Origin of the sequence: Frateuria sp., assembly GCF_035944355.1 — a bacterium.
Classification (GTDB): Bacteria; Pseudomonadota; Gammaproteobacteria; order Xanthomonadales; family Rhodanobacteraceae; genus Frateuria_A.
Window position 1 is genome coordinate 101387 of record NZ_DASZBH010000001.1, and the last position, 16442, is coordinate 117828.

At 67.5% G+C, this 16442-nt stretch carries 13 protein-coding genes and 1 tRNA gene; all 14 read left to right on the plus strand.

Annotated elements, in window-relative coordinates:
• The 14 genes from VGU03_RS00455 (at nucleotide 1) to VGU03_RS00520 (ending at nucleotide 16326) form a co-directional block, all read left to right on the plus strand.
• Nucleotides 1-1509: an NADH-quinone oxidoreductase subunit M gene (locus tag VGU03_RS00455; protein WP_327477690.1), complete on the plus strand. Its 1509-nt coding sequence runs from the start codon at nucleotides 1-3 to the stop codon at nucleotides 1507-1509.
• A 16-nt stretch (nucleotides 1510-1525) separates the two neighbouring features.
• The gene (gene nuoN / locus VGU03_RS00460; protein WP_327477691.1) at nucleotides 1526-2965 is read left to right on the plus strand and encodes an NADH-quinone oxidoreductase subunit NuoN; all 1440 of its coding nucleotides are present in this window, start codon (nucleotides 1526-1528) and stop codon (nucleotides 2963-2965) included.
• A gap of 103 nt (nucleotides 2966-3068) precedes the next feature.
• Nucleotides 3069-3145, plus strand: a tRNA-Met gene (locus VGU03_RS00465).
• A gap of 191 nt (nucleotides 3146-3336) precedes the next feature.
• Entirely contained in the window at nucleotides 3337-3867 is a 531-nt protein-coding gene (gene rimP / locus VGU03_RS00470; protein WP_327477693.1) for a ribosome maturation factor RimP, read from the plus strand.
• Nucleotides 3868-4031: 164 nt separating this feature from the next.
• Nucleotides 4032-5531, plus strand: a complete 1500-nt coding sequence (nusA, locus tag VGU03_RS00475; RefSeq protein ID WP_327477695.1) for a transcription termination factor NusA — start codon at nucleotides 4032-4034, stop codon at nucleotides 5529-5531.
• A gap of 132 nt (nucleotides 5532-5663) precedes the next feature.
• Entirely contained in the window at nucleotides 5664-8417 is a 2754-nt protein-coding gene (infB, locus tag VGU03_RS00480; protein ID WP_327477696.1) for a translation initiation factor IF-2, read from the plus strand.
• A gap of 126 nt (nucleotides 8418-8543) precedes the next feature.
• Nucleotides 8544-8924 (plus strand): 30S ribosome-binding factor RbfA, encoded by a 381-nt coding sequence (rbfA, locus tag VGU03_RS00485; RefSeq protein WP_327477698.1) that lies wholly within the window; start codon nucleotides 8544-8546, stop codon nucleotides 8922-8924.
• On the plus strand, nucleotides 8905-9861 hold the full coding sequence (gene truB / locus VGU03_RS00490) for a tRNA pseudouridine(55) synthase TruB (RefSeq protein WP_327477700.1): 957 nt from the start codon (nucleotides 8905-8907) through the stop codon (nucleotides 9859-9861). Before rbfA ends, truB begins: the two co-directional genes overlap by 20 nt.
• Nucleotides 9862-10116: 255 nt before the next feature.
• Nucleotides 10117-10386 carry a 30S ribosomal protein S15 gene (rpsO, locus tag VGU03_RS00495; RefSeq protein WP_267170063.1) on the plus strand — a complete coding sequence of 90 codons (270 nt, stop codon included), beginning with the start codon at nucleotides 10117-10119 and terminating at the stop codon, nucleotides 10384-10386.
• Nucleotides 10387-10406: 20 nt separating this feature from the next.
• Nucleotides 10407-12512, plus strand: a complete 2106-nt coding sequence (pnp, locus tag VGU03_RS00500) for a polyribonucleotide nucleotidyltransferase (protein ID WP_327477707.1) — start codon at nucleotides 10407-10409, stop codon at nucleotides 12510-12512.
• Nucleotides 12513-12847: 335 nt separating this feature from the next.
• Nucleotides 12848-13702, plus strand: a complete 855-nt coding sequence (locus VGU03_RS00505; protein WP_327477709.1) for a poly(R)-hydroxyalkanoic acid synthase subunit PhaE — start codon at nucleotides 12848-12850, stop codon at nucleotides 13700-13702.
• An 8-nt stretch (nucleotides 13703-13710) separates the two neighbouring features.
• The gene (phaC, locus tag VGU03_RS00510) at nucleotides 13711-14778 is read left to right on the plus strand and encodes a class III poly(R)-hydroxyalkanoic acid synthase subunit PhaC (RefSeq protein WP_327477711.1); all 1068 of its coding nucleotides are present in this window, start codon (nucleotides 13711-13713) and stop codon (nucleotides 14776-14778) included.
• A gap of 112 nt (nucleotides 14779-14890) precedes the next feature.
• Complete coding sequence (gene mtnA, locus VGU03_RS00515; RefSeq protein WP_327477713.1) at nucleotides 14891-15919, plus strand: S-methyl-5-thioribose-1-phosphate isomerase; 1029 nt, start codon at nucleotides 14891-14893, stop codon at nucleotides 15917-15919.
• Nucleotides 15916-16326: a GtrA family protein gene (locus VGU03_RS00520; RefSeq protein ID WP_327477715.1), complete on the plus strand. Its 411-nt coding sequence runs from the start codon at nucleotides 15916-15918 to the stop codon at nucleotides 16324-16326. The genes mtnA and VGU03_RS00520 overlap by 4 nt, the downstream gene beginning before the upstream one ends.
• The last annotated feature ends 116 nt before the right edge of the window (nucleotides 16327-16442 follow it).

The following is a 16442-nucleotide window of genomic DNA, read 5'->3' on the forward strand; positions in this document are numbered from 1 at the left end:
ATGTTCAATCATTTGCTCAGCCTGCTGATCTGGCTACCCATCGTCGGCGCGATACCGGTGCTGCTGGCCGGCTCCGCGCGCCCGAACCTGGCGCGCTGGATCTCGCTGCTGGTGGCGGTGCTGGCCTTCGTGGCCAGCCTGTGCCTGCTGCCGGCCTACAACGCCGTCGACGGCACCATGCAGCTCACCGAAAGCCACGTGTGGATCGCCTCGCTCGGCGTGCACTACGGCCTCGCGGTAGACGGCATTTCGATCGCCCTGATCCTGCTCACGACCTTCGTCGGCATCCTGGTGATCGCCGGCGCATGGCAGGTGATCCAGGACAAGCCGCACCAGTACATGGCCGCGATGCTGGTGCTCGAGGGCCTGATGATCGGCGTGTTCTGCGCCACCGACGCCTTGCTGTTCTACGTGTTCTTCGAGGCGATGCTGATCCCGATGTTCATCCTGATCGGCGTCTGGGGCGGTCCGCGGCGCGTCTACGCCACCCTGAAGTTCTTCATCTACACGTTCTTCGGCTCGATCTTCATGCTGATCGGGCTGATCTACCTGTACCTGAAGGCCGGCAGCTTCGACCTGCACGCGCTGGCGGCGCTGCCGCTGACCATGAAGGAGCAGAGCTGGCTGTTCTTCGCCTTCCTGCTGGCGTTCGCGATCAAGGTGCCGATGGTGCCGGTGCACACCTGGCTGCCGGACGCCCACGTGGAGGCGCCGACCGGCGGCTCGGTGGTGCTGGCGGCGGTGATGCTGAAGGTCGGCACCTACGGCTTCCTGCGCTTCATCCTGCCGATCACGCCGGACGCGGGCGACCATTACGCCTGGCTCGTGATCGTGCTCAGCCTGGTGGCCATCGTCTACATCGGCTACGTGGCGCTGGTGCAGGAGGACATGAAGAAGCTGGTGGCGTACTCGTCCGTAGCGCACATGGGCTTCGTCACGCTGGGCATCTTCATCGCCTTCATGCTGGTGCGCGGCAGCGGCAACCTGGACGCGGCCAAGCTCGGCATGCAGGGCGCCATGGTGCAGATGATTTCGCACGGCTTCGTCTCCGGCGCGATGTTCACCTGCATCGGCGTCATGTACGACCGCATGCACACGCGCCTGATCAAGGACTACGGCGGCGTCATCAACGTGATGCCCTGGTTCGGCTTCTTCTACGTGCTGTTCGCCATGGCCAACTCCGGCCTGCCGGGCACCAGCGGCTTCGTCGGCGAGTTCATGGTGGTGCTGGCGAGCTTCGCCGCCAACCCGTGGATCGCGCTGTTCGCCGCGTTCACCCTGATCATCGGCGCGGCCTACACGCTGTGGATGGTCAAGCGCGTGCTGTGGGGCGACATCACCAACCCGCACGTGCGCGAGATGGAGGAGATCAACGGCCGCGAGACGTTCGTGCTGGTCGCCTTCGCCGCCGCCGTGCTGGCGCTGGGCATCTGGCCGCAGCCGCTGATCCACCTGATGGACGCCTCGGTGTCCCAGCTGGTGCAGCAGCTCGCCGTTCACAAGATCTAAGCGGAATCACACGCCCATGCCGACTTTCAACGACATCCTGATCATGCTGCCGGAGTTCTATCTGGTGGCGGCGGCGTGCCTGCTGTTGCTGCTGGACGCCTGGATGAAGCCCGAGCAGCGCACCGTCCTGCACTGGATCTCGATCCTGGTGCTGGTGGTGGGCATCTACCTGGTGGCGGCCGACCAGCCCGACATCACGGTGACCGCCTTCGACGGCATGTTCGTCCGCGACCGGGTCGCCGAGATCCTCAAGGTGTTCATCCTGCTCTGCACCGGCCTGATCTTCGTGTTCTCGCGGCCGTACATGGCCGATCGCAAGCTGTTTCAGGGCGAGTTCTACACCCTGATGATCTTCGCCACCATCGGCGCGATGCTGCTGGTGTCGGCCGGCAACCTGGTGATGATCTACCTGGGCCTGGAACTGCTGACACTGTGTTCGTACGGCCTGGTCGCGCTCAACCGCGATTCCCCGCTGTCGTCCGAAGCGGCGATCAAGTACTTCGTGCTCGGCGCGCTGTCCTCGGGCATGCTGCTGTACGGCATGTCGATGGTCTACGGCGCCACCGGCACGCTGGCGCTGGCGCAGCTGCACGGCGCGGTGGCCCACGCCGGCCTGGATCACCTGCTGGTGTTCGGCCTGATCTTCATGATCGTGGGCATCAGCTTCAAGCTGGGCGTGGCGCCGTTCCACATGTGGATCCCGGACGTCTACCAGGGCGCGCCGACCGCGGTCACGATCTTTGTCGGCTCCACGTCCAAGCTGGCCGCCTTCGGCATGGCCTACCGCCTGCTCGAGTCCGGCATGGGCGGCATGGCGGGGCAGTGGCAGATGATGCTCGCCGTGCTTGCGGTGGCCTCGCTGGCGATCGGCAACCTGGTCGCCATCGTGCAGACCAACCTGAAGCGCCTGCTCGCCTACTCGACCATCTCGCACATGGGCTACCTGCTGCTGGGCCTGGTCAACGCCGGCCCCGAGGGCTACGCGTCGGCGATGTTCTACGCCATCAGCTACGCGCTGATGAGCACCGCGGCCTTCGGCGTGATCCTGGCGCTGGCGCGCGCCGGCTTCGAATGCGAGGAGATCGACGACTTCAAGGGCCTCAACCAGCGCTCGCCGTGGATGGCCTTCCTGATGATGCTGGCGATGTTCTCGCTGGCCGGCGTGCCGCCGATGTTCGGTTTCTTCGCCAAGCTGCTGGTGCTGCAGGCGGCCATCCATGCCGGGATGATGTGGCTGGCGATCGTCGGTATCGTCTTCGCGATCATCGGCCTGTACTACTACCTGCGCGTGGTCAAGGTGATGTATTTCGACAAGCCGGCCGAAGGGTTGGAGATCCGCCCGCAGGCCGATGGTTTCCTGCGCACCATGCTCTCGCTCAACGCATTGGTGCTGCTGGCGCTGGGCCTGTACTGGGGCCCGTTGCTGGGCTGGTGCCGCGCGGCGTTCGCGGGCTGACGGACCGACATTCGCTTCGGGCACGGCGGGGCGAATGGATGGAAAACCGCTTCCAAAAAGCTTGCAAGAAATCGGCCATGCCGCTATAGTTTGCGGACTCTGATGCGGGGTGGAGCAGTCTGGCAGCTCGTCGGGCTCATAACCCGAAGGTCGCAGGTTCGAATCCTGCCCCCGCTACCAGATCTTTCTTAGAACAAGAAAGCCTCCTCGTGAGGCTTTTTTGTTGGGCGCAAGGATGCGTCGTGGTGCGGCGGCCGCCAAGCGGTCCGACGCGCCGCCGGGAAGAGCCTGGACGAGTCGGCACATCGTCGGGGTAAGGGAATGGGCCGTTGCGCCCATTTTTTGTTTCTGCAACCACGCAAACGACGACTATGGATACGCAGGCACTCGCGCAACGCTTCACCGACGTCCTGGCGGACCTTGGCCTGGAATGCATCGGCGTGGAGTTTTCCCCGTCGCAGGGGCAGAGTACCCTGCGCGTCTACCTGGACGTGCTCGACCACGCCGAGGGGCGCGAGGTCACCCTGGACGATTGCGAGGCCGCCAGCCGCGAGCTGTCGGCGCTGCTGGATGTCGAGGATCCGATCCCGGGCCACTACGTGCTGGAGGTTTCCTCGCCGGGCATCGACCGCCCGCTGTTTACCGCGGAGCAGTTCGTCCGGGTGGTGGGGCAGGAGGTGAAGGTGTTGCTGAAGGCGCCGATCGAAGGGCGCCGCCGCCTGCGCGGCAAGCTGGTCGCGGTGGATGGCACGCGGCTCAGTTTCGAAGCGGAAGGCAAGACGTTCGAATTCGACCATGACGCGGTCGAGAGCGCGCGCGTGGTGCCGGACTGGGCCGCGCTCGGCTACGTGCCGCAGCCCAAGCCCGGCGGCAAGAAAGCTACAAAGAAGACCGGCCAATAAGCACAACGAAGCCGGAAGAAATTTGAGAGTGCGGCCACGGATGGCCGCTGTTTGACCCTCGCGCTCAGGGATGAGCGCAAAAAAACAAAGAGTGCGGCCATGGATGGCCGCTTTTTGACTCTCTCGCATTCATGGACGAATGCACAAACGTCGGAGTTGCTGCAATGAGCAAAGAACTGTTGCTGGTCGTCGATGCGGTCGCCAACGAAAAGGGCGTGCCGCGCGAGGTGATCTTCGAGGCGATGGAAGCCGCGCTCGCTTCGGCCGCCAAGAAACGCTATCCGGACGAGGATCCGGACATCCGCGTGGCGATCGATCGCCAGAGCGGCGACTACGAGACCTTCCGTCGCTGGGAAGTCATCGCCGACGACGGCGAGATGGAGTCCCCGTTCCACCAGCTGCGCCTGATGGACGCGGTGGACGAGCGCGAAGACGCGCAGGTGGGCGACTACATCGAGCAGCAGATCGAGAACGCCGAGTTCGGCCGCATCGCGGCCCAGGCGGCCAAGCAGGTGATCGTGCAGCGCGTGCGCGAGGCCGAGCGCCAGCAGGTGGTCGATGCCTACAAGGATCGCGTCGGCGAGCTGATCACCGGCATCGTCAAGCGCGTCGAACGCGGCAACGTGTACCTGGATCTTGGTTCCAACGCCGAGGCCTTCATTCCGCGCGACAAGACCATTCCGCGCGAGTCGGCCCGCGTCGGCGACCGCGTGCGCGGCTATCTCTACGAGGTGCGCTCCGAAGTGCGTGGCCCGCAGCTGTTCGTCTCGCGTGCGGCGCCGGAATTCATGATGGAGCTGTTCAAGCTCGAGGTGCCGGAAGTTGGCCAGGGCCTGGTCGAGATCAAGGGTTGCGCCCGCGATCCGGGCGACCGCGCCAAGATCGCCGTGCTCGCCCACGACACCCGCACCGACCCGATCGGCGCCTGCATCGGCATGCGCGGCTCGCGCGTGCAGGCGGTGTCCAACGAGCTCAACGGCGAGCGCGTGGACATCATCCTGTGGCACGAGAACCAGGCGCAGTACGTGATCAACGCGATGGCGCCGGCCGAGGTGCAGTCCATCATCATGGACGAGGAAAAGCACTCGATGGACATCGCGGTGGCCGAGGACAAGCTGTCCCAGGCCATCGGCCGCGGCGGCCAGAACGTTCGCCTGGCCAGCAAGCTCACCGGCTGGCAGCTCAACGTCATGACCCAGGACCAGGTCACCGCCAAGAGCGAGGCCGAGCAGCAGGCCGCGCGCCAGCTGTTCATGGACAAGCTGGAAGTGGACGAAGAGATCGCCAACATCCTGGTGCAGGAAGGCTTCTCCAGCGTCGAGGAAATCGCCTACGTGCCCAGCGCCGAGCTGCTGGCGGTGGAGGGCTTCGACGAGGACATCGTCGAGGAACTGCGCGCGCGTGCCCGCGACGCCCTGCTCACCGAGGCGCTGGCGGTGGAAGAAGGCATCGCCGAGCCGTCCGAAGAACTGCTCGGCCTGCCGGGCATGGACGAGGCCACGGCCTATGCGCTGGCTGCACGCGAAATCGGTACGGTGGACGACTTGGCCGACCTCGCCGTCGACGACCTGATCGACATCGAGGGCATGGACGAGGAGCGCGCCGCCGCGTTGATCATGGCGGCCCGCGCACCGATGATCGAACGACTGGAGAAGGGCGGCTAACCGCGGACGGCGGCGCCTTCGGATGGGCGCGCCGAGGAAGCCTCATGCGAGGCTTCCGCCAGGGATGGAGGTGGACGTGCCGGCTTGGGGCCGCACGGACGATAAGCGCGGGAACGGCGGAGAAAGAACACGATGTCGGATGTAACGATCAAACAACTCGCCCAGGTGCTGGGCATGCCGGTCACCAAGCTGCTGGGGCAGCTGGGTGAGGCGGGCATGAATTTCTCCGATCCGGAGCAGGTCATCAGCAGCACCGAGAAGGTGAAACTGCTGGGCTTCCTGCGCCGCACCCACGGCAAGGGCGAGGTCGTCCCCGAGGTGGAAGACAGCGCCCCGCGCCAGATCACCCTCAAGCGCCGCAAGGTCAGCGAGCTGAAGGTCGCCACGCCCGGCGGCCGCGGCGCGGCCAGCAGCGCCAAGACGGTCAACGTGGAAGTGCGCGCCAAGCGCACCTACGTCAAGCGCAGCGTGATCGCCGAGGAAGCGAGCGCCGAGCCGGAGCGCGAGGAGGCCGTGCGCAAGCTGGCCGAGTCGCAGCAGCAACGCGAGCACGAGGAGCGCGAGCGCCTGGAGGCCGAGCAGCGCCGCCAGCAGGAGGCGCAGCAGCGTGCGCTGGAAGAACAGCGCCAGGCCGAGGAAGCCCGGCGCCAGACCGAGCAGGCAGCCGTCGGGCAACCCGCCGAAGCGCCGGCCGCCACGGAGGCGTCCGTGCAGGAAGAGGCCGCCGAAGTACCGGCGGCCGTGGCTGCCAAGGCCACGGCGGCCCCCGTGCCGCCCGCGCCCTCCAGCACCGATCACAGTGCGTTCGGCATGATCGTGCCGCGCATCCATGAGCCGCGTAAGCGCGAGAAGAAGGTCGTCGTCGCGGCGCCGGCTCCCGCGCCGGCCCCAGCGCCGGCGCCGTCCGACGCGCGCGGTGGCGCCAAGGCGCGCCATGGCCGTGACCGCGACGAAGGTCCGGGCGGCAAGCGCTTCGCCGGCGGCGAGTTGCACCTGTCCGACGCCGATCGCGCGCGCCGTTCCAGCAAGCGCGGCAAGCCCGGCAAGGGCGGCCGTGAAGTGGCCCGTGGCGGGTCCGGCGCCGCGGCCGGCGCGCATGGCTTCTCCCGTCCCACCGCGCCGGTCGTGCGCGAGGTGGTGATCGGCGAGGCCAACCTGGTCGCCGACCTGGCGCAGAAGATGGCGGTCAAGGGCTCCGAAGTGGTCAAGGCGCTCTTCAAGATGGGCGTGATGGCCACCATCAACCAGACCATCGACCGCGATACCGCGACGCTGGTGGTCGAGGAACTGGGCCACACGCCGGTCGAGGCGAGCGAGAACAACGCCGAGGCCGCGCTGGCCGCGCACACCCAGAACGCCGAGCTGGAAGGCGAGAAGTCCGCGCGCCCGCCGGTGGTCACCATCATGGGCCACGTCGACCACGGCAAGACCTCGCTGCTGGACTACATCCGCCGCACCAAGGTCGCGGCGGGCGAGGCCGGCGGCATCACGCAGCACATCGGCGCCTACCACGTGGACACGCGCAAGGGCGTGATCACCTTCCTCGACACCCCGGGCCACGCCGCGTTCACCGCGATGCGCGCCCGCGGCGCGCAGTCCACCGACATCGTGGTGCTGGTGGTCGCCGCCGACGACGGCGTGATGCCGCAGACGGCCGAGGCCGTGCAGCACGCGCGCGCCGCCAAGGTGCCGCTGATCGTGGCGCTCAACAAGATGGACAAGTCCGACGCCAACCCGGACCACGTCAAGCAGGGCCTGGGCAACCTGGAAGTCATCCCGGAAGAGTGGGGCGGCGACACGCCGTTCGTGCCGGTGTCGGCCAAGACCGGCATGGGCATCGACGACCTGCTGGACGCGATCTCGGTGCAGGCCGAAGTGATGGAGCTGACCGCCGTGTTCGACGGCCCGGCCACCGGCGTGGTGATCGAATCCAGCCTGGACAAGGGTCGCGGTCCGGTCGCCACCGTGCTGGTGCAGCAGGGCACGCTGAAGCGCGGCGACTTCGTGGTCTGCGGCGTGGAATACGGCCGCATGCGCGCGCTGGTCGACGAGACCGGCAAGACCGTGCAGGAAGCCGGTCCGTCCATTCCCGTGCAGGTGCTGGGCCTGTCCGGCGTGCCGGAGGCGGGCGACGACTTCGTGGTGGTGGCCGACGAGCGCCTGGCGCGCGAGGTGGCCGCCGAGCGCCAGCAGAAGCGCCGCGAGACGCGCATGGTCAGCAAGGCCAACCGCCTCGAGGACATCATGGCGCAGATGGGCCAGGGCGCCGAGCAGCAGACGCTCAACATCCTGGTCAAGGCCGACGTGCAGGGCTCGGTGCAGGCGCTGCGCGATTCGCTCAGCCAGATCGGCAACGAGAACGTGAAGGTCAACGTGATCGCAGCCGGCGTCGGCGGCATCACCGAGTCCGACGCCACGCTGGCGGCGGCGTCCAAGGCGCTGATCATTGGCTTCAACGTGCGCGCCGACGCCTCGGCACGCAAGGTGATCGATACCGCCGGCCTGGACGTGCGCTACTTCTCGATCATCTACGACGTGATCGACCAGGTGAAGCAGGCGGCTTCGGGCCTGCTGGGCGTGGAAGTGCGCGAGGAGATCATCGGCATCGCGCAGGTGCGCGAGGTCTTCCGCAGTTCCAAGTTCGGCGCGGTGGCCGGTTGCATGGTTACCGAGGGCACGGTCAAGCGGAACAAGCCGATCCGCGTGCTGCGCGACAATACGGTGGTGTTCCAGGGCGAGCTCGAATCGCTGCGCCGCTTCAAGGACCTGGTCGACGAGGTGCGCAACGGCATGGAATGCGGTATCGCCGTCAAGCAGTACAACGACGTCAAGGTCGGCGACCAGATCGAATGCTTCGAGCGCATCGAGGTGGCGCGCACGCTGTAACGCGTGGCGTTACAGCGTCGGGAATCGGAATGGTGAATGGGGAATCGTAGAGGCGATTCCCCGCGACCTTCCGGTTCCCGCGCCGGCCGCTCTTCCGATTCCCCATTCACGATTCCCGGCCTTTCAATGCCCTCACGCGACTTCAAACGTACCGACCGCGTAGGCGCCGAGCTCCGCCGTGAACTCGGCCTGCTGGTGCACGCCGCCGTGCGCGACCACGCGCTGCCCTCGGTGAGCGTGTCCGACGTGGAGGTCACCCGCGACCTCGACTGGGCCACCGTGTGGGTGACGGCGTTGCAGCCGGAGCGTGCCCAGGAAGCGGTCAAGGCCTTAAACGAACTGGGCGTGGAGTTCCGCCGCACGCTCTCGCGCGGCATGCGCCTGCGGCGCGTGCCGGAATTGCGCTTCAAGTACGACGACTCGGTCGACAAGAGCGAGCGCATCGAGCGCCTGCTGCGCGACTCGGGCGACATCCAGCCGGCGAGCGATGGCGAAGGCGAGCCGTAACTCCGCGCGCTCCCGCCGGGACCCGCTACCCACGCTCCGCGACCTGCACGGCATCCTGCTGCTCGACAAGCCGCTGGGCATGAGCTCCAACCAGGCTTTGCAGGCCGCGCGCCGGTTGCTGCGCGCGGCCAAGGGCGGACACACCGGCGCGCTCGATCCGCTGGCCACCGGCCTGCTGCCGCTGTGTTTCGGCGAGGGGACCAAGATCGCCGCCACGCTGCTGGGTTCGCGCAAGGCCTATCTGGCCGAGTGCCGGCTGGGCGCCACCACCACCACGGCGGACCTGGAGGGCGACCTGATCGAGCAGCGGCCCGTGCCGGCGCTGGACGAGGCGGCCCTCGAACGGGCGCTGGCTTCGCTGCGTGGCCGCATCGTGCAGATACCGCCCGTGTACTCGGCGCTCAAACAGGGCGGCGAGCCGCTGTACGTAAAGGCCAGGCGCGGCGAGGCGGTCGACGTGCCGCCGCGCGAAGTGGACATCCATCGACTCGAGCTGCTGGCGCACGAAGGCGACCGCTTGCGCCTGCTGGTCGAATGCGGCTCGGGCACCTACATCCGCAGCCTGGCGGCCGATCTGGGCGAACGGCTGGGTTGTGGCGCCCACCTGACCGAGCTGCGCCGGCTATGGGTCGAGCCGTTCCGCGAATCGGCCATGGTCACGCTTGCCGAACTGGAGCAGGCGGCCGGGCAGGGCGAGGCCGCGCTCGATGCCTTGCTGCTGCCGCTTTCCGCCGGGCTGGCCGAGCTGCCGGCGCTGCGGCTGGACCCGTCCCAGGCGCTCGCGGTCGCCCAGGGCCAGCAGATTCCCTGGCCCGGCTCCCCGGAGCAGGGCTCCAGCGCCGCCTTCGCCCCCGACGGCCGGCTGCTGGCGCTGGTCGAACCGGACCCGGCTGGCCGGCTGCGCATCATCCGCGGGTTCAATCTGCCAAGTCCCTGAGCCCGCCCTCGACTTCGGCGGAGTACCTCGGTCTTGCATCCGAGTCCTTCCCCCCCGCGAACGCGGAGGAGGAGGGGCTCGGTCGCAGCGAGCGCTAAATGGCGCCATTTAACGCTCTTGTTGCCAAGCGTCCGCCCTCGCTACAATAGCGAGCTTGTTCCAGAGCTTTACATCCAACCAGCGGAGCTTGTGCAACCTCATCGCGCGGTGAGGTTGCACAAGTTCCGCATCCGCATTTTGAAGGAAGAGATACCCATGTCCCTGACCGCAGAACAGACCAGCAAGATCATTGCTGACTACGGCCGCGTGCCGAACGACACCGGTTCGCCGGAGGTGCAGGTGGCCCTGCTGTCGGCCCGCATCGAGCACCTCACCGGCCACTTCAAGGAACACAAGCAGGATCATCATTCGCGTCGCGGCCTGCTGCAGCTGGTCAACCGCCGCAAGAGCCTGCTTGCCTATCTGAAGGATCGTGACCTTGGCCGCTACCAGGCCCTCATCGAGCGCCTCGGCCTCCGTCGTTAATCGGACAAGGACACAACACAGTGGCGAAAGTAACCAAGTCATTCCAGTACGGTAATCACGAAGTCACACTGGAGACGGGCGAAATCGCCCGCCAGGCGTCCGGTGCGGTCATGGTCAGCATGGGCGGCACCGTGGTGCTGGTCACCGCCGTGGCCGCGGCCAAGCCGCGCGAGGGGCAGGACTTCTTCCCGCTCACCGTCGACTACGTCGAGAAGTTCTACTCCGCCGGCCGCATCCCGGGCGGCTTCTTCAAACGCGAAGGCCGCCCGACCGAGAAGGAAACGCTGACCTCGCGCCTGATCGACCGTCCGGTCCGCCCGCTGTTTCCCGAGGACTACAAGAACGAAGTGCAGGTCATCGCACAGGTCGTTTCGCTGAACCCGGAAATCGACGGCGACATCCCCGCGATGATCGGCGCCTCCGCGGCGCTCAGCCTCGCCGGCATCCCGTTCAAGGGCCCGATCGGCGCCGCCCGTGTCGGCTACGCCAACGGCCAGTACCTGCTGAATCCGTCGGCGACCGAGCTGAAGACCTCCGACCTGGACCTGGTCGTCGCCGGCACCTCCGGTGCGGTGCTGATGGTGGAATCCGAAGCCAAGCTCCTGTCCGAGGACGTCATGCTCGGCGCGGTGATGTTCGGCCACAAGCACATGCAGGTCGCCATCAACGCGATCGCCGAGCTGGCCACCGAAGCGGCCCGCCCCTCCTCGGGCTGGCAGGCGCCGGCACGCAACGAGTCGCTGATCGCCGCGCTCAAGGGCCAAGTGGGCAGCAAGCTGGAGGAAGCCTTCCAGATCCGCGACAAGCTGCAGCGCCGCGACGCCATCGCCGCGATCAAGGCCGACGCGCTGGAAGCCCTCAAGCCGCAGGCCGAAGCCAACGCCTGGTCGTCGGCCGAGCTCGCCAAGGAGTTCGGCGAGCTCGAATACCGCACCATGCGCGACAGCGTGCTCAAGACCAAGGTGCGCATCGACGGCCGCAAGCTCGACGACATCCGCCCGATCACCGTGCGCGTGGGCGTGCTGCCGCGCACCCATGGCTCGGCCTTGTTCACCCGCGGCGAGACGCAGGCGCTGGTCGTGACCACGCTGGGCACCACCCGCGACGCGCAGATCATCGACGCGCCGGAAGGCGAGTCGAAGGATCCGTTCCTGTTCCATTACAACTTCCCGCCGTTCTCGGTGGGCGAGGCCGGCCGCTTCGGCGCGCCCAAGCGCCGCGAGATCGGCCACGGCCGCCTCGCCAAGCGCGGCGTGCAGGCGGTCAAGCCCAGCATCGAGGAATTCCCCTACGTGCTGCGCGTGGTCTCGGAGATCACCGAGTCCAACGGTTCGTCCTCGATGGCGTCGGTGTGCGGTTCCTCGCTGGCCATGATGGACGCTGGCGTGCCGCTGAAGGCGCCGGTGGCCGGCATCGCCATGGGCCTGGTCAAGGAAGGCAGCGACTTCGTCGTGCTGTCGGACATCCTGGGCGACGAGGACCATCTCGGCGACATGGACTTCAAGGTGGCCGGTAGCGCCGACGGCATCTCCGCGCTGCAGATGGACATCAAGATCGACGGCATCACCGAGGAGATCATGAAGGTGGCGCTGGAGCAGGCCAAGCGCGGCCGCCTGCATATCCTGGGCGAGATGGCCAAGGTCATCAGCACGCCGCGTTCGGAGATGAGCGAGTACGCCCCGCGCCTGCTCACCATCAAGATCCATCCGGACAAGATCCGCGAGGTCATCGGCAAGGGCGGCGCCACCATCCGCTCGATCACCGAAGAGACCGGCACGACGATCGATATCAGTGACGACGGCACCGTCATCATCGCCTCGGTCAACCGCCTGGCGGCCGACGAGGCCAAGAAGCGCATCGAGCAGATCGTCTCCGACGTCGAGCCGGGCCGCATCTACGAGGGCAAGGTCGCCAAGCTGATGGACTTCGGCGCGTTCGTGACCATCATGCCGGGCAAGGACGGCCTGGTGCACGTTTCGCAGATCTCCTCCGAGCGCGTGGAGAAGGTCTCCGACAAGCTCAAGGAAGGCGACATCGTCAAGGTGAAGGTGCTGGAAGTGGACAAGCAGGGCCGCATCCGCCTGTCCATGAAGGCCGTGGCCGAGGACGAAGCCGCCAACGGCTGAGCACGTTGCCCCTCCCACTCGGGAGAGGGCTAGGGCCGGGGCGCGTGACAGCCCCGGTCCACGCGAAAAAAACGGGCCGTTGGCCCGTTTTTTTTTGCGCTCGCAGTGTTCACGTCCGCCGCGCGTCATTCCCGCGAAAGCGGGATTCCATCCTCGCCTTCCAGGGCCAATGGATCCCCGCTTTGGGAATGACGGTTGGCAGAAATGGCGGTGGCGGGAATGAGCGGTACCGTCGACGTAGGGCGGACCGCGCTTCATCCCCGCAGCACCACGCGCCCAACCGAAACCTTCCCTCATACGGGTTTTGCTACGATCCCACCGATCCCCAGCAAGGCATGCCCGTGACCTCGCCCAATCCCGCCGCCGACTTCGAAACCCTGGGCCGCCAGGTATGGGATGCCTGGAGCCGTCCCTGGGCCGGCTCTGGCGCAGCACCCGCCGCCGCCGCGCCGATGTCCGGCATGGATGGCCTCAAGAGCTATTTCGACTGGATGCAGCAGGCCGCCGCCGCGATGACCGGGCAGGGCGGGCCGATCGCCTCGCCGGTCGCGCCGTTCGGCAACTGGTCTCTTCCCGGCACGGGCATGCCGCCGCTCGGCGTGGAGGCCCTGCGCGGGATGCTCGACACGCCGGCTTTCGGCTACAACCGCGAGCAGCAGGCCCAGCAGCAGGCGCTGATGCGTGCGCTGCTCGACCATCAGCAGGCGAGCGCGCGCTACCACGAGCTGCTCGCCCGCGCGCAGGCGCAGGGAGCCGAGCGGATGCAGCGCAAGCTGGCCGAGCCCGGCTTCCAGGTCGCTTCGCTCAAGGCCATGTACGACCTGTGGGTGGACGCAGCGGAGGAAGCCTATGCGCAGATCGCCTTGTCGGACGAGTTCCGCGAAGCCTACGCGGCGCAGGGCAACACCCAGATGCGCGTGCGCCAGCTGCAGCAGCAACAGATGGAGCAATGGTGCCGCGAGGCCGGGTTGCCTACGCGCAGCGAGGTCGCCACGCTCGGGCAGCGGGTGCAGGAACTGCGCCGCGAGTTGCGGCGCATGCAGGCGGCCGGCGCCGCGGCCCCGTCACAGATAGACGGAAAGGCCGTAAAGACGGCCAAAAGGCAGGCGTCTGCCAAGGCCGCCCGTGGCACCCGGACCAAGTCCGTCGCCAAGGCCACCTCCCGCCGCACATCGCGCAAATCGCGCTGAGGACCGTCATGCAGACCCCGTGGCCGTTGGACCCCGCCCGCATCCTCGAGGAGGTCACCACCTTCCAGCGCAAGCTGGCCGCAGGCGCCGCCAGCCTGCGCAGCGTGTCCGAGCCCGACTACGCCGACACGCCGCGCGAACTGGTCTACCGCGAAGACAAGCTCACCCTCTGGCGCATGCGCGGCGAGCGCGAGCCGACCGCCGGGACCCCGCTGCTGATCGTCTACGCGCTGGTCAACACGGTCTGGATGACCGACCTGCAGAGCGACCGCTCGCTGGTGCGCAACCTGCTCGCGCAGGGCGAGGACGTGTACCTGATCGACTGGGGCTATCCCGACGGCGCGGACCGCTGGCTTACGCTGGAGGACTACATCGGCGGCTACCTCGACCGCTGCGTGGACGCCGTGCGCGCGCAGGCCGGCGTGGATGCCATCGACCTGCTCGGCATCTGCCAGGGCGGCGCATTCTCGCTGTGCTACACGGCGCTGCATGGGGACAAGGTGCGCAACCTCGTCACCATGGTCACGCCGGTGGACTACCACACGCCGGACAACATGCTCTCGCACTGGGCGCGCGACCTGGACGTGGACCTGTTCGTCGACACGCTGGGCAACATCCCCGCGGCGCTGATGAACTGGGTCTACCTCACGCTCAAGCCGGTGCGGCTGCTGCAGCAGAAGTACGTGAACCTGGTCGAGATCCTGGACAACCCACGCGAGCTGGAAAATTTCCTGCGCATGGAGCGCTGGATCTTCGATTCGCCCGACCAGGCCGGCGAGGCCTTCCGCGAGTTCGTCAAGGATTTCTTCCAGGCCAACAAGCTGGTCAAGGGCGGCCTCACCATCGGCGGCCGGCCGGTCGATCTGGGCATGATCAGCCAGCCCGTGCTCAACATCTACGCCGAGCAGGATCACCTGGTTCCGCCCGACGCCTCGCGGGCGCTGGGCCTGCACGTAGGCAGCGACGACTACACCGAACTGGCCTTCAAGGGCGGCCACATCGGCATCTACGTCTCCGGCCGCGCGCAGCGCGAAGTGCCGCCGGCGATCCACCGCTGGCTGCGCGAACACGACTGACCGTTGGCGGGGCTACGGCACGCCACGCATCACCACAGAGCGAATTGCACTCTACGCCAGCGCCTGCATGACCGCGTGTTAGGCTTTTCGATCTTTCCCAAATCCGCTCCCCATGAACGCCTCCATCGAATCCCTCCGCGAGCACGACACCATCCGCGCCGTGCAGTGGCGCGGCGACCGCCTTTGCCTGCTCGACCAGCGCCTGCTGCCCGGCGAGGAACGCTGGATCGAATGCCGCGACGCCGCGCAGGTCACCCAGGCGATCCGCGAGCTGGCCGTGCGCGGTGCGCCGGCCATCGGCATCGCCGCCGCCTGGGGCGTGGCGCTGGCGGCGCAGCAGCATGCGCAACTGGACGACGTGCTGGCGACGTTGCGCGCGGCCCGGCCGACCGCGGTGAACCTGATGTGGGCGCTGGACCGCATGAAGGCGCGCATCGCCGCGGGTGCCGACGCGGCTGCGCTGGAACGCGAGGCACAGGCGATCCAGGACGAGGACCTGGCCGCCAACCGCCGCATGGGCGAGTTTGGCGCGGCGCTGATCGCGCCGGGTTCGGGCGTGCTCACCCACTGCAACACCGGTTCGCTGGCGACCGCCGGCTACGGCACCGCGCTGGGCGTGATCCGCGCCGGCGTCGCCGCCGGGCGCATCGGCGAGGTGTTCGCCGGCGAGACGCGACCCTGGCAGCAGGGCGCACGGCTGACCATGTACGAGTTGGTGCGCGACCGCATTCCGGCGCACCTGATCGCCGATTCGGCCGCTGCGCACCTGATGCGCTCGGGCCGGGTGCAGTGGGTGATCGTCGGCGCCGACCGCATCGCCGCCAACGGCGACACCGCCAACAAGATCGGCACTTACCAGCTGGCCATCGCCGCGCGCCACCATGGCGTGAAGTTCATGGTGGTGGCGCCGTCCTCGACGGTGGACATGGCCACGCCCGACGGCGAGGCGATCGAGATCGAGCTGCGCCATGCCGACGAGCTGCTGTCCACCGGCGGCCGCCGCACGGTGGTGGAAGGCGCGCAGGCCTGGAACCCGGTGTTCGACGTCACGCCTTCGGAACTGATCGACGCCATCGTGACCGAGCGCGGTGTCATCGAACGGCCCGGCACGGCCGCCATGCAGGCCATGTTCGGCCGATGAAGCTCGGTCGTCAGGCCGGTTTGTTCGCCATCGGCGGCGTCATCGGCCTGCTGGTGGATGCCGGCACCGTGCAGGCGCTGGTCGCCTGGGCGCACTGGAATCCGTACCTGGCGCGGGTGATTTCATTTCTGCTCGCCGCCACCGCGACCTGGGCGTGGAACCGCCATCGCACCTTCGCCGACCTCGCCAGCGGCCGTTCGCCCTTGGCCGAATGGCTGCACTGGCTGGGGCTGATGGGCGTCGGCGCGCTGGTCAATTACGCGCTCTACGTCGTCCTCTTGCTGTCGTTTCCACTGCTGTACCGGTGGCCGGCGCTGGCCGCGGCGGCGGGGTCGGCGGCCGCCGCGCTGGTCAATTTTTCGACGGCCCGCGGGGTGCTTTTCAGGCGCCCAAAACGTGCCGTGTAAGCCACTGATTCCAAAGGATAAAAACCAGGCTTTCGCCAGGCGTTCGTGATACAATTTCACGATTGCTTGAGGGCCGCGCAACCGCGTGCACGAAGCGCTGGCTGCGCGGCCCTTTT